The sequence below is a fragment of the Massilia sp. ZL223 genome, assembly GCF_018119395.1.
In the GTDB taxonomy this organism is placed as follows: Bacteria; Pseudomonadota; Gammaproteobacteria; order Burkholderiales; family Burkholderiaceae_D; genus Telluria.
The window spans coordinates 1-12,436 of record NZ_JAGPWD010000033.1 but is presented as its reverse complement, the minus strand read 5'-3'; the positions used below and the strand labels follow the sequence as shown (position 1 = coordinate 12,436).

General features: G+C 64.9%; 13 protein-coding genes. All 13 read left to right on the top strand.

All coding sequences use genetic code 11. From position 1 onward, the window contains the following. Positions 1-58 precede the first annotated feature (58 nt). The 13 genes from KBW95_RS18535 (at position 59) to KBW95_RS18475 (ending at position 12,369) form a co-directional block, all read left to right on the top strand. On the top strand, positions 59-598 hold the full coding sequence (locus KBW95_RS18535; protein ID WP_211529001.1) for a DUF2059 domain-containing protein: 540 nt from the start codon (positions 59-61) through the stop codon (positions 596-598). Between the two features lie 18 nt (positions 599-616). Then, entirely contained in the window at positions 617-1,705 is a 1,089-nt protein-coding gene (gene serC, locus KBW95_RS18530) for a 3-phosphoserine/phosphohydroxythreonine transaminase (protein WP_211526839.1), read from the top strand. 81 nt (positions 1,706-1,786) lie between these two features. After that, positions 1,787-2,857, top strand: a complete 1,071-nt coding sequence (pheA, locus tag KBW95_RS18525) for a prephenate dehydratase (RefSeq protein WP_211526840.1) — start codon at positions 1,787-1,789, stop codon at positions 2,855-2,857. Positions 2,858-2,877: 20 nt separating this feature from the next. Beyond that, entirely contained in the window at positions 2,878-3,984 is a 1,107-nt protein-coding gene (hisC, locus tag KBW95_RS18520) for a histidinol-phosphate transaminase (RefSeq protein ID WP_211529000.1), read from the top strand. Then, positions 3,985-4,887, top strand: coding sequence for a prephenate dehydrogenase/arogenate dehydrogenase family protein (locus KBW95_RS18515; RefSeq protein ID WP_211526842.1), 903 nt, complete (start codon positions 3,985-3,987; stop codon positions 4,885-4,887). Then, complete coding sequence (gene aroA / locus KBW95_RS18510; RefSeq protein WP_211526843.1) at positions 4,884-6,215, top strand: 3-phosphoshikimate 1-carboxyvinyltransferase; 1,332 nt, start codon at positions 4,884-4,886, stop codon at positions 6,213-6,215. Before KBW95_RS18515 ends, aroA begins: the two co-directional genes overlap by 4 nt. Positions 6,216-6,221: 6 nt before the next feature. Next, positions 6,222-6,884 (top strand): (d)CMP kinase, encoded by a 663-nt coding sequence (gene cmk, locus KBW95_RS18505; protein WP_211526844.1) that lies wholly within the window; start codon positions 6,222-6,224, stop codon positions 6,882-6,884. Positions 6,885-7,150: 266 nt separating this feature from the next. After that, positions 7,151-8,857 carry a 30S ribosomal protein S1 gene (gene rpsA, locus KBW95_RS18500; protein ID WP_267875482.1) on the top strand — a complete coding sequence of 569 codons (1,707 nt, stop codon included), beginning with the start codon at positions 7,151-7,153 and terminating at the stop codon, positions 8,855-8,857. Between the two features lie 21 nt (positions 8,858-8,878). Further along, complete coding sequence (locus KBW95_RS18495) at positions 8,879-9,184, top strand: integration host factor subunit beta (protein ID WP_036237327.1); 306 nt, start codon at positions 8,879-8,881, stop codon at positions 9,182-9,184. Between the two features lie 240 nt (positions 9,185-9,424). Further along, positions 9,425-9,730, top strand: coding sequence for a lipopolysaccharide assembly LapA domain-containing protein (locus KBW95_RS18490; protein ID WP_211526845.1), 306 nt, complete (start codon positions 9,425-9,427; stop codon positions 9,728-9,730). Positions 9,731-9,755: 25 nt separating this feature from the next. Further along, a complete protein-coding gene (gene lapB / locus KBW95_RS18485) occupies positions 9,756-10,931 on the top strand; it encodes a lipopolysaccharide assembly protein LapB (protein ID WP_211526846.1) in 1,176 nt (391 codons plus the stop codon). Between the two features lie 12 nt (positions 10,932-10,943). After that, entirely contained in the window at positions 10,944-11,921 is a 978-nt protein-coding gene (gene rfaE1 / locus KBW95_RS18480) for a D-glycero-beta-D-manno-heptose-7-phosphate kinase (protein ID WP_267875481.1), read from the top strand. Between the two features lie 97 nt (positions 11,922-12,018). Continuing rightward, positions 12,019-12,369: a helix-hairpin-helix domain-containing protein gene (locus KBW95_RS18475; protein ID WP_211526847.1), complete on the top strand. Its 351-nt coding sequence runs from the start codon at positions 12,019-12,021 to the stop codon at positions 12,367-12,369. The last annotated feature ends 67 nt before the right edge of the window (positions 12,370-12,436 follow it).

The window sequence follows — 12,436 nt, the reverse complement described above, 5'->3', positions numbered from 1 at the left end:
GTAAGCCGGCTGTCCACACGCAGTTCTCAACGGGCGCACCGGCCCGCCCGGAGTCTCAATGAAAAAAATCGCTCTCGTCCTCGCCGCTGCCGCCGCCTTCGCCGGCCTGCCGACCATCGCCCACGCTGCCGATGCACAAACGACCGCGGCGGCGAAGAAGCTGCTCGAGGTGATGGACGCGCGCAAGGCCATGCTCGGCTCCTTCGCTGAAATGGAAAAGGCGATGCCGGCCATGATGCGTGCGCAGGCGGCCAGCATGATCCAGAGCGATACGAGCCTGAGCGCCGAGCAGAAGCGCGATGCGATGGCGAAGGTCGACAAGGTCCTCCCCGGTGTGGCGAAGGCAATGAACCAGATGTTCCGCGATCCGGTCCTGGTCGACGAGATGCTGGCCGAGATGGTGCCCATCTACGCCAACAATTTCACGGCTGCCGAAATCAGGGAACTCACCGCCTTCTACACCACGCCGCTGGGCCGCAAGATGATGACGATGATGCCGAAGCTGTCCGCGGAAAGCATGGCGCTGAGCCAGAAGATCGTCCTGCCGCGCATCGGCAATCTGATGCAGCAGGCGTTGCAAGAAGCTCAGAAACAGTAATCGGCAAGAAAGGACCGCATGACCCAGATCTTCAACTTTTCGGCCGGCCCGGCCGTCCTCCCGAAAGAAGTGCTGCAGCAGGCGGCCGCCGAGATGCTCGACTGGCATGGCAGCGGCATGTCGGTGATGGAGATGAGCCACCGCGGTCCGGAATTCATCTCCATCTACAAGCAGGCCGAAGCCGACCTGCGCGAACTGCTGGCCGTCCCGGCCAACTACAAGATCCTGTTCATGCAGGGCGGTGGACTGGGCCAGAACGCCATCATCCCGATGAACATGCTCGGCTGCTGCCCGCAGCCCGGCACCATCGATTTCGTCCACACGGGTTCGTGGTCGGGCAAGTCGATCAAGGAAGCCAAGCGCTACGCCAACGCCAACGTGGCGGCCTCCGCGGAAGCCAACGGCTTCACCAGCATTCCGCCGCAGGACACCTGGCGCCTCACCCCCGGCGCGGCCTACCTGCACATCTGCACCAACGAAACCATCGACGGCCTGGAGTTCAACTTCGTGCCCCAGGTCGACGCCCGCACGCCGATCGTGGCCGACATGTCCTCGCACATCCTGTCGCGCTCAATCGACGTGTCGAAATACGGCGTGATCTTCGCCGGCGCCCAGAAGAACATCGGCCCGGCCGGCCTGACGCTCGCGATCGTGCGCGACGACCTGCTGAACGAGGCGCTGAACATCTGCCCGTCCGCCTTCCACTGGAAGACCGTGGCCGAGCACGAATCGATGTTCAACACGCCGCCGACCTATTCGATCTACATCGCCGGCCTGGTGTTCGCCTGGCTCAAGCGCAATGGCGGCGTGGCGGCGATGGAGCAGCGTAATATCGAGAAAGCGCGCCTGCTGTACGCCGCGCTGGATGCCGACGACTTCTACCAGAATCGCGTGGCGCCCGAATACCGTTCGCGCATGAACGTGCCGTTCTACCTGCGCGACGAATCCCTGAACGAACAATTCCTGGCCGGCGCGAAGGCGCGCGGGCTGCTGCAACTGAAGGGCCACAAGTCCGTCGGCGGCATGCGGGCATCGATCTACAACGCGATGCCGATCGAGGGTGTACAAGCCCTCGTCGATTATTTGAACGAGTTCGCCGGCCGCTAACGCCGCTGTGGCGCGTGGCCGTGCATCCAGTGCACGGCGCAGCTTCGCGCCAACGAACAAATCGACCGATTAAGCATAACGATGACAGACAAACTCAAACCCCTGCGCGAACAGATCGATGCGATCGACGCGCAAATCCTGGAGCTCCTGAGCCGCCGCGGCAAGGTCGCGCAGGAAGTCGGCCACGTCAAGGCCGAGACCGACGCCCCGGTGTTCCGCCCCGAGCGCGAAGCGCAGGTGCTGCGCGGCGTGGCCGAGCGCAATCCCGGCCCGCTCAAGGACCGCGACGTCCAGACCATCTTCCGCGAAATCATGTCGTCCTGCCGCGCGCTGGAAAAGCGCGTCACGGTCGCCTATCTCGGCCCCTCGGGCACCTTCAGCGAGCAGGCCGTGTTCCAGCAGTTCGGCAGCGCCATCGAAACGCTGCCGTGCGTGTCCATCGACGAGGTGTTCCGCGCCACCGAGGCCGGCACCGCCGACTTCGGCGTGGTCCCGGTCGAGAACTCGTCCGAGGGCGCGATCAACCGCACCCTGGACCTGCTGTTGGCCACCACCACCATCATCAGCGGCGAAGTCTCGATCCCGGTCCACCACAGCCTGATGACCAAGACCGGCTCGATGGACGGCGTCAAGACCGTGTGCGCCCATTCGCAGGCCCTGGCCCAGTGCCAGGTCTGGCTCAACCAGCACTATCCCGGCATCGAGCGCCGCGCCGTGGCCTCGAACGCCGAGGCGGCCGTGCTGGCCAGCCAGGACCCGAGCGTGGCCGCCATCGCCAGCGAGATGGCGGGCGAGCAGTACCAGCTCGGCGTGGTCCAGGCCCACATCCAGGACGACCCGCACAACCGCACCCGCTTCGTGGTGATCGGTTCCCTGCAGACCGGCCCGTCGGGACGCGACCGCACCGCGCTGGTGCTGGCCGTGCCGAACAAGGCCGGCGCCGTCTACAACCTGCTGGCGCCGCTGTCCAAGCACGGCGTGTCGATGACGCGCTTCGAGTCGCGCCCGGCGCGCATCGGCACCTGGGAATACTACTTCTACGTCGACATCGAGGGCCATGTGCATGACGCCGCCGTCGCCCGCGCCCTCGAAGAACTGAAAGACAACGCCGCCTTCTTCAAGGTGCTGGGGTCTTATCCGCAAAGCCTTTAATCCATTTCGAGAGACTGACCATGCACCACCAATTCGGACCCGAGTACGTTCGCGCCATCGCTCCCTATCAAGCCGGCAAACCGATCGCGGAAGTCGCGCGCGAATTCGGCCTGAACGAAGCCGACATCGTCAAGCTGGCCTCCAACGAGAATCCCTTCGGCCTGCCGGAATCGAGCCGCCAGGCGATGCTGGCCGCCGCCGCTGAGCTGGGCCGCTATCCGGACGCCAACGGCTTCGACCTGAAGGCCGCGCTGTCCAGCCGCTACGACGTGCCGGCCGACTGGATCACGCTGGGCAACGGCAGCAACGACATCCTGGAAATCGCCGCGCACGCCTTCGTGCAAAAGGGCGAGGCGGTGGTGTACTCGCAGTACTCGTTCGCCGTGTACGCGCTGGCCACCCAGGGCGTGGGCGGCCGCGCCATCGTGGTCCCGGCCAAGGACTTCGGCCACGACCTCGACGCCATGGCGGCCGCCATCGACCTTGAGACTCGCCTGGTCTATGTCGCCAACCCGAACAACCCGACCGGCACCTTCTTCCCGGCGCCGCAAGTCGAAGCCTTCCTGCAAAAAGTCCCGGCCAACGTGATCGTGGTGCTGGACGAGGCCTATAACGAATACCTGGCTCCCGAGCACCAGTTCGAGTCGAGCCAGTGGGTGCGCAAGTACCCGAACCTGATCGTCTCGCGCACCTTCTCCAAGGCCTACGGCCTGGCCGGCCTGCGCGTGGGCTACGCCATCGCCCAGCCGGAAGTGACCGACCTGATGAACCGCATCCGCCAGCCCTTCAACGTGAACTCGCTGGCCCAGGCGGCCGCCGTGGCCGCGCTGAACGACAAGGAATTCCTGGAGAAGGGCGCGAAGAACAACTTCGAAGGCTACCAGCAGATGATCGCCGCCTTCGATGAGCTGGGCCTGGAATACGTGCCGTCCTTCGGCAACTTCGTGCTGGTCAAGGTCGGCAACGACGATGGCGCCGGCGCGCGCGTCAACCTGGCGCTGCTCAAGCAGGGTGTGATCGTGCGTCCGGTCGGCAACTACGGCCTGCCGCAATGGCTGCGCATCTCGATCGGCTTGCCGGAAGAGAACGCGACCTTCATCGCGGCGCTCAAGAAGGCGCTCGGCTGAATGCTGGATAAGGTCGTCATCGTCGGCGTCGGCCTGATCGGCGGCTCGTTCGCGCTGGGGCTCAAGGCCGCCGGCGCGGTGCGCCGCGTGGTCGGCATCGGCCGCGAGCCGCAGGCGATGGCGCGTGCGCTGGAGCTGGGGATCGTCGACGAAGTCGCTGCCTCGTTCGACACGGCGAGGGATGCCGACCTGGTGCTGCTGGCCGCGCCGGTGGCCCAGACCGGGCGCATCCTGGCCGCGCTGCTGCCGCATCTCGGCGCGCGCACCGTCGTCACCGACGCCGGCAGCACCAAGAGCGACGTGGTCGCCGCGGCGCGCGAAGTGCTGGGCGAACGCATCCACCAGTTCGTGCCCGGCCATCCGATCGCGGGCAGCGAATCGAACGGCCCGGATGCGGCCATTGCCACGCTCTACCGCGGCAAGAAGGCGGTGCTGACGCCGCTGCCGGAGAATGCCGACGACGCGGTCGAGCTGGTGGCCGAAGCCTGGCGCGCCTGCGGGGCGCTCATCCATATGCTGAGCCCGCTTGAGCACGACCGCGTGTTCGCCGCCGTCAGCCACCTGCCGCACCTGCTGGCCTACGCCCTGGTGGACGACATCGCGGCCAAGCCCCATGCCGACCTGCTGTTCCAGTACGCCGCCAGCGGTTTCCGCGACTTCACCCGCATCGCCGGCTCCTCGCCCGAGATGTGGCGCGACATCAGCCTGGCCAACCAGGCAGCCTTGCTCACCGAGCTGGATGCTTATCTGGCACAATTGACTACATTGCGCGCGCGATTGGCCGCGTCCGACGGCGCCGCCTTGGAAGCTGTCTACGCGAATGCGCAGCGCGCCCGGCGCGAGTGGATCGAAGCCATCGAAGCCGGCTCTCCGCCGCCCCCGCCCAACCAGGAACCAGAATGACGCAGCAAAAACACTACCCCCAGCATATCGACCTCGAACCCGTGCTGCACACGGCGGGGACGGTGCGCCTGCCGGGTTCCAAAAGCATTTCGAATCGCACCCTGCTGCTGGCTGCGCTGTCGGAAGACACGACCACGATCCACGACCTGCTGGCCTCGGACGACACCATGGTGATGCTGGGCGCGCTGCGCTCGCTCGGCATCCAGTGGGATGAAGTCGACGAACGCACCGTGGTCGTCCACGGCCAGGGCGGCGTGCTGCCCAATCACGAAGCCGACCTGTTCATGGGCAACGCCGGCACCGCGATCCGCCCGCTGACCGCGGCCCTGGCCGTGATCGGCGGCGACTACACTCTGCACGGCGTGTCGCGCATGCACGAGCGCCCGATCGGCGACCTGGTCGACGCGCTCAACGAAGTCGGCGCCCAGATCGAGTACACAGGCGAGCAGGGCTTCCCACCGCTGCGAGTCAAGCGCGGCCACATTCACGCCAACCGCATTTCGGTGCGCGGCAATGTGTCGAGCCAGTTCCTGACCGCGCTCCTGATGAGCGCACCGCTGATGGCCAAGACCCACGCGGTGTCCATCGACGTGGTCGGCGAGCTGATTTCCAAGCCCTACATCGAGATCACCCTGAACCTGATGCGCCGTTTCGGCGTGACGGTCGAGCAGAACGGCTGGGCCTCGTTCACCGTGCATCCGGGCCAGCGCTACCAGAGTCCGGGCACCATCCACGTCGAAGGCGACGCCTCGTCGGCGTCCTACTTCCTGGCGGCGGGCGCGATTGCCGGCGGCCCGGTGCGCGTGGAAGGGGTAGGGGAGAACAGCATCCAGGGCGACGTGCGCTTCGCCGACGCGCTGGAGCGCATGGGCGCCATCGTCACGCGCGGCGAGAACTGGATCGAGGCGCGTTCGAACGGCGTGCTGAAGGCCATCGACGCCGACTTCAACCACATTCCGGACGCGGCCATGACCATCGCCGTGGCGGCGCTGTATGCGGACGGCACCTCCACGCTGCGCAACATCGCCAGCTGGCGCGTGAAGGAAACCGACCGCCTGTCGGCCATGGCGACCGAGCTGCGCAAGGTGGGCGCCGAGGTGGAAGAGGGCCCGGACTACATCCGCATCACCCCGCCGGAGCAGCTCAAGCCGGCCACCATCGACACCTACGACGACCACCGCATGGCCATGTGCTTCTCGCTCGCCTCGCTCGACGGCAAGGCGCGCCGCGGCAACGCCATGCGCATCAACGATCCGAAATGCGTCGCCAAGACCTTCCCGGATTATTTCGAGGCGTTCGCCAGCATCGCCCGCAACGAACTGTTCTAAATCCTTATGCCGAATTCCAACGTTCCAGTCATCACCATCGACGGCCCGACCGCTTCCGGCAAGGGCACGGTGGCGGCCAAGGTCGCCGACAGGCTGAGCTTCCACCTGCTCGACTCGGGCGCGCTGTACCGCCTGACGGCGCTGCAGGCGATGCGCCGCGGCCTTGAATTGCGCGACGAGCACGGCATCGCCAAGCTGGCCGAGCACCTGCCGGCGCGCTTCGTGGGCCATGACGTGTTCCTGGCCAGCGAGAACGTCACCCAGGCGATCCGGGCGGAAGAGGTTGGCAACATGGCATCGAAGATCGCCGCGCTGCCGACCGTGCGCCAGGCCTTGTTCGCCTTGCAACTGGGCTTCCGCGAGGCGCCGGGCCTGGTGGCGGACGGGCGCGACATGGGGACCGTGATTTTTCCGACCGCCAAGCTAAAAGTGTTCTTGACCGCAAGTGTTGAGGCGCGTGCGCAGCGCCGGTATAAGCAATTGATTGACAAAGGGTTTTCTGCTAATATGGACGGTCTGCTGGCGGATTTGCAGGCGAGGGACGAGCGCGATACCAAGCGCGCCGTGGCCCCGCTGGTGCCGGCGGAGGATGCGCATATCCTGGATACCTCGGAGATGACGGCCGAACAGGCGATCGAACAGGTGCTGGCCTGGTATGCGCATGCATAAGAAGAATTGATTGGCGTTTTTTAGTTAGCCTAAAAAACGTCATTCCCGCGCAGGCGGGAATCCAAGTCCTTTGCGTAATTGTTGGCTTGAGTCATCGCCGCTTGACCGCATATAACTTGGGTCCCCGCCTTCGCGGGGACGACGGTCTCCCGGCTGTCGTCCTTTGGTGCCTGTACGGCAATTTCGCCGCCGCAGGTGTGTTTCAACCTGACCCAGTTCAGTCCGCAATATCGACGGGCTGCTGGCTAACCTGAGTAACCTCTTTTATGTCTACTGCAACCACCAACGAAACCGGCATGGAAAGCTTCGCCGCCCTCTTCGAAGAATCGCTGTCGCGTCAAGACATGCGTTCGGGCGAAGTCATTTCGGCTGAAGTCGTGCGCCTGGATCACAACTTCGTGATCGTCAACGCCGGCCTGAAGTCGGAAGCTTTCATTCCGGTCGACGAATTCAAGAATGACCAGGGCGAACTGGAAGTCCAGATCGGCGACTTCGTTTCCGTGGCCATCGAGTCGCTGGAAAACGGCTTCGGCGACACCATCCTGTCGCGCGACAAGGCCAAGCGCCTGGCATCGTGGCTGGCTCTGGAAAAAGCAATGGAATCGGGCGAGATCGTCACCGGTACCGTCAACGGTAAAGTCAAAGGCGGCCTGACCGTCCTGACCAACGGCATCCGCGCATTCCTGCCGGGTTCGCTGGTCGACACCCGTCCGGTCAAGGACACCACCCCGTTCGAAGGCAAGACCCTGGAATTCAAGGTCATCAAGCTGGACCGCAAGCGTAACAACGTCGTGCTGTCGCGCCGCGCCGTCATCGAAGCATCGATGGGCGAAGAGCGTGCGAAGCTGATGGAAACCCTGAAAGAAGGCACCGTGGTTACCGGCGTCGTCAAGAACATCACCGACTACGGTGCGTTCGTCGACCTGGGCGGCATCGACGGCCTGCTGCACATCACCGACCTGGCATGGCGTCGCGTGCGTCACCCGTCGGAAGTGCTGTCGGTTGGCCAGGAAATCACCGCCAAGGTCCTCAAGTACGACCAGGAAAAGAACCGCGTCTCGCTGGGCGTCAAGCAGCTGGGCGACGATCCGTGGACCGGTCTGTCGCGTCGCTACCCGCAAGGCACCCGCCTGTTCGGCAAGGTCACCAACCTGACCGACTACGGTGCGTTCGTGGAAGTCGAGCAGGGCATCGAAGGCCTGGTGCACGTCTCGGAAATGGACTGGACCAACAAGAACGTGGCTCCGAACAAGGTTGTCCAGCTGGGCGACGAAGTCGAAGTCATGGTCCTGGAAATCGACGAAGAGCGTCGCCGTATCTCGCTGGGCATGAAGCAGTGCAAGGCGAATCCGTGGGACGACTTCGGCATGACCCACAAGAAGGGCGACAAGGTCAAGGGCCTGATCAAGTCGATCACCGACTTCGGCGTGTTCATCGGCCTGCCGGGCAACATCGACGGCCTGGTGCACCTGTCGGACCTGTCGTGGACCGAAGCCGGCGAAGAAGCCGTGCGCAAGTTCAAGAAGGGCGACGAGCTGGAAGCCGTGGTCCTGGCAATCGACGTCGAGCGCGAGCGTGTCTCGCTGGGCGTGAAGCAGCTGGAAGGCGACCCGTTCAACAACTTCGCTTCGCTGAACGACAAGGGCACCCTGGTCACCGGCACCGTGAAGTCGGTTGAGCCGAAAGGCGCCGTGATCGCGCTGAACGACGAAGTCGAAGGCTACCTGCGCGCTTCGGAAATCTCGCGTGACCGCGTGGAAGACGCCGGCACCCACCTGAAGGTGGGCGACAAGGTCGAAGCCCTGGTCATCAACATCGATCGCAAGGCTCGCAGCATCCAGCTGTCGATCAAGGCGAAAGATAGCGCCGACACCCAGGAAGCAATGAACAAGCTGGCTTCGGACAACAGCGCAGCATCGGGCACCACCAGCCTGGGCGCACTGCTGAAAGCCAAGTTCGACAACAAGGGTTAATTCCTTACCTGGAGCGAGCAGATGACCAAGTCCGAGCTGATCAATCGCCTGGCTGAGCGTTATTCCCAGCTGGTGGCGAAGGATGCGGAGTTCGCGGTCAAGACCATCCTCGATGCGATGACGAACGCCCTGGCGAGTGGCCAGCGCATCGAGATCCGTGGTTTCGGCAGCTTCGCACTGAACAGCCGGCCCCCGCGCATCGGACGCAATCCGAAGTCCGGCGACAAGGTGATGGTGCCCGAAAAACGGGTGCCCCACTTCAAGCCGGGCAAGCAGTTGCGCGAGCGGGTGGACGCGATGGTGGGGCAGCCCATCATTGAAGACTGAAGTCGTCTGCTGGCTTGCAGACAAGAACGGCGTCCGTGAGGATGCCGTTTTTTTTTCGTCGGTGCTGTTTGAGGTAGTGGTACGCATGCAAACTTGGGCCGCCCTTGGCGGGGAGCCAAGTTCGACGCGCACCACGAAGCTCAGCAATCACCCTATCGAAGAGCACCCTCAACCGTTTTGAAATATCATGCCGGATATGCGACACTGCGCCTTTGCCCACTCCACCAGCGGAACCACCCGATGAGATTCGTCTCGACCATCGCCGGCATCGTCCTGTTCATCCTGTTCTTCGGCTTCGCCCTCAAGAACACACAGGAAGTCGACCTGCATTTCTTCCTCGACTATGAATTGCGCGGCCCGCTCGTGCTCATGCTGCTGGCCTTCTTCGTGGCCGGGGCGGCGCTGGGCATCCTGGCGCTGACGCCGACCGTGTTCCGCCAGCGCCGCCAGAGCTCGCAGCACAAGAACACCATCCAGGCCCTGCAGAGCGCCGCCGGCACCGGCGCCGCGCCGCCGCAGCCCGACAGCGTGCCGCCCGTGCGCTAACCGCTACACAACACAATAAGAACATATGGAATTCGAACTCTGGATGCTGCTCGGCATCCCATTCTTCTTCGGCCTGGGCTGGCTCGCCGCCCGCGTCGACATCAACGAACTGGTCTCCGAATCGCGCACCCTGCCGCGCGGCTACTTCAAGGGCCTGAACCACCTGCTCAACGAGCAGCCGGACAAGGCCATCGATTCCTTCATCGAGATCGTCAAGCTCGACCCGGAATCGGCCGACATGCACTTTGCCCTCGGTAACCTGTTCCGCCGCCGCGGCGAGACCGAGCGCGCCATCCGCGTCCACCAGAACCTGCTGGCGCGCCCGGACCTGCCGAGCGAGCAAAAGGCCCACGCCCAGTACGAACTCGGCATGGACTACCTCAAGGCCGGCCTGCTGGACCGCGCCGAGGAAACCTTCAACCTGCTGACCGACACCCCGTTCGCGGTGCAGGCACGTCGTGCGCTGCTCGAGATCTACCAGCGCGAGAAGGAATGGAAGCGCGCCATCGACGTCGCCACCGGCCTGCAGGAATCCGGCGCCGGCGCGCGCCAGAAGGAAATCGCCCAGTTCTATTGCGAGCTGGCCCAGGACGCCCTGGTGCACCTGCAGCCGAGCGACGCCATGGCGCTTCTGGACAAGGCCCTCCAGGCCGACCGCAGCAGCGTGCGCGCCACCATCCTGCATGGCGACGCGCTGCTGGCCCAGGGCGACACCGAGGGCGCCCTGGTGACCTGGCGCCGCGTGGAGCACCAGAGCGTGCCGCATGTGGCCCTGGTGGCCCAGCGCCTGATGGACGGCTACCGCAAGGTCGGCCGCCCGCAGGAAGGCGTCAACCTGCTGCGCGCCTACCTGGCCGAGGCCTCGTCGATCGACTTGATCGAGGTCGTGTTCAAGGCCGTCATCGAACTGGACGGCGTGGAAGCGGCCAAGCAGCTGGTGATCGAGGAGCTGCGCCGCAACCCGACCCTGCTGGGCCTGGACAAGCTGCTGGAAGCGCGCCTGATGGACGCCCCGGCGCACGTGTGGGAAGAGCTGTCGATGGTCAAGAACCTGGTGCAGCGCTACACCCAGAAGCTGGCGCGCTACCAGTGCAGCCACTGCGGATTCAAGGCGCGTCAGTTCTACTGGCAGTGCCCGGGCTGCAGCCGCTGGGAGACCTATCCGCCGCGCCGCACCGAAGAACTGAACGTGATGAACTGATTTCGCAACGCCATGAATGACCTGACCCCGAGCCGCCTGCTGGCGGCAGACAGCTTCCGCCACCAGGCGGCCCCGCAATTGTCCGCCGTGCGCCTGCTGGTGGTGGGCGACGTGATGCTCGACCGCTACTGGTTCGGCGACGTCTCGCGCATCTCGCCGGAAGCGCCGGTGCCCGTGGTGCGCATCGAACGCCGCGAGGAGCGCCTGGGCGGCGCCGCCAACGTGGCGCGCAACGCGGCCGCGCTGGGCGCCCACACGGGCCTGCTGGGCGTGACCGGCAACGACGAGGCGGGCGACGAGGTCGAGAAGCTGCTGCGCGATTCGCGCATCCACAGCTACCTCAAGCGCGACGACGCGATCTCCACCATCATCAAGCTGCGCGTCATCGGGCGCCAGCAGCAGATGGTGCGCATCGACTTCGAGGACGCGCCGACCGAGACCGTCCTGCGCGACAAGCTGGACCAGTTCAAGGCCCTGCTGCCGGACTACGACGTGGTGATCCTGTCGGACTATAACAAGGGCGCGCTGGTCAACGTGGCCGAGATGGTCAAGTCGGCGCGCGAAGCCGGCAAGATCGTGCTGGTCGACCCGAAGGGCGACGATTTCACGCCCTACAAGGGCGCCTCGATCCTGACCCCGAACCGCTCGGAGCTGCAGCGCGTGGTGGGCGGCTGGAAGACCGAGGAGCAACTGCTCCAGAAGGCCCAGCGCCTGCGCGAGGAACTGGGCCTGGAAGCGCTGCTGCTGACCCGGTCGGAAGAGGGCATGAGCCTGTTCACCGCCACCGAAGTGCTGCACGTGCATGCGGATGCGCGCGAGGTGTTCGACGTCTCGGGCGCGGGCGACACCGTGATCGCGACCCTGGCCGCGATGCTGGGCGCAGGCGCGCCGATGGCCGAGGCGCTGGCCACGGCCAACCGCGCCGGCGGCATCGTGGTGGGCAAGCTGGGCACGGCCACCGTGACCCGCGAGGAGCTGTTCCCCGGTTGATCCTGGTCAATCCCGGACCGTCAACGCCGATGGGGCCGGGCCGTTAGTTGTGCGTTGGGCGGCAGCCGCCGTCCAGCATCAACCAACGGAGACTTACATGATCAAGAAACTGATGCTCGCAGTCGCCACGCTGGCCTTGTCCGGCAGCTTCGCCTTCGCCCAGGTCGACGTCAACAAGGCCGACGCCGCCGCGCTGGATGGCGTGAAAGGAGTGGGACCGAGCATGTCCAAGAAGATCCTGGATGAGCGTGCGAAAGGGGAGTTCAAGGATTGGGCCGACCTGCAGCATCGCGTGAAGGGGATCGGGGACAAGAAGGCGGTCAAGCTGACCGAGGCGGGGCTGGTGGTCAATGGCAAGGGCAAGGAAGGGATGAGCGCCAAGCCTGCCAAGTCGACGGCGAAGCAGGAGGCCAAGGCCAAGCCGGAAGAGTCCAAATCGGCGATGTAAGCAAACGAACCCGCGGCGTGCCGCGGGTTTTTGTTTGGGTGCGCGCTGTCCACGAACGTTGTCGTCA

Excerpts from the sequence above, each read along its gene's own strand:
- KBW95_RS18495 (WP_036237327.1), top strand. The coding sequence starts at position 8,879 with ATGACCAAGTCCGAGCTGATCAATCGCCTGGCTGAGCGTTATTCCCAG.
- serC (WP_211526839.1), top strand. The coding sequence starts at position 617 with ATGACCCAGATCTTCAACTTTTCGGCCGGCCCGGCCGTCCTCCCGAAA.
- pheA (WP_211526840.1), top strand. The coding sequence starts at position 1,787 with ATGACAGACAAACTCAAACCCCTGCGCGAACAGATCGATGCGATCGAC.
- rfaE1 (WP_267875481.1), top strand. The coding sequence starts at position 10,944 with ATGAATGACCTGACCCCGAGCCGCCTGCTGGCGGCAGACAGCTTCCGC.
- rpsA (WP_267875482.1), top strand. The coding sequence starts at position 7,151 with ATGTCTACTGCAACCACCAACGAAACCGGCATGGAAAGCTTCGCCGCC.
- aroA (WP_211526843.1), top strand. The coding sequence starts at position 4,884 with ATGACGCAGCAAAAACACTACCCCCAGCATATCGACCTCGAACCCGTG.
- cmk (WP_211526844.1), top strand. The coding sequence starts at position 6,222 with ATGCCGAATTCCAACGTTCCAGTCATCACCATCGACGGCCCGACCGCT.
- KBW95_RS18490 (WP_211526845.1), top strand. The coding sequence starts at position 9,425 with ATGAGATTCGTCTCGACCATCGCCGGCATCGTCCTGTTCATCCTGTTC.
- hisC (WP_211529000.1), top strand. The coding sequence starts at position 2,878 with ATGCACCACCAATTCGGACCCGAGTACGTTCGCGCCATCGCTCCCTAT.
- KBW95_RS18475 (WP_211526847.1), top strand. The coding sequence starts at position 12,019 with ATGATCAAGAAACTGATGCTCGCAGTCGCCACGCTGGCCTTGTCCGGC.
- KBW95_RS18515 (WP_211526842.1), top strand. The coding sequence starts at position 3,985 with ATGCTGGATAAGGTCGTCATCGTCGGCGTCGGCCTGATCGGCGGCTCG.
- lapB (WP_211526846.1), top strand. The coding sequence starts at position 9,756 with ATGGAATTCGAACTCTGGATGCTGCTCGGCATCCCATTCTTCTTCGGC.
- KBW95_RS18535 (WP_211529001.1), top strand. The coding sequence starts at position 59 with ATGAAAAAAATCGCTCTCGTCCTCGCCGCTGCCGCCGCCTTCGCCGGC.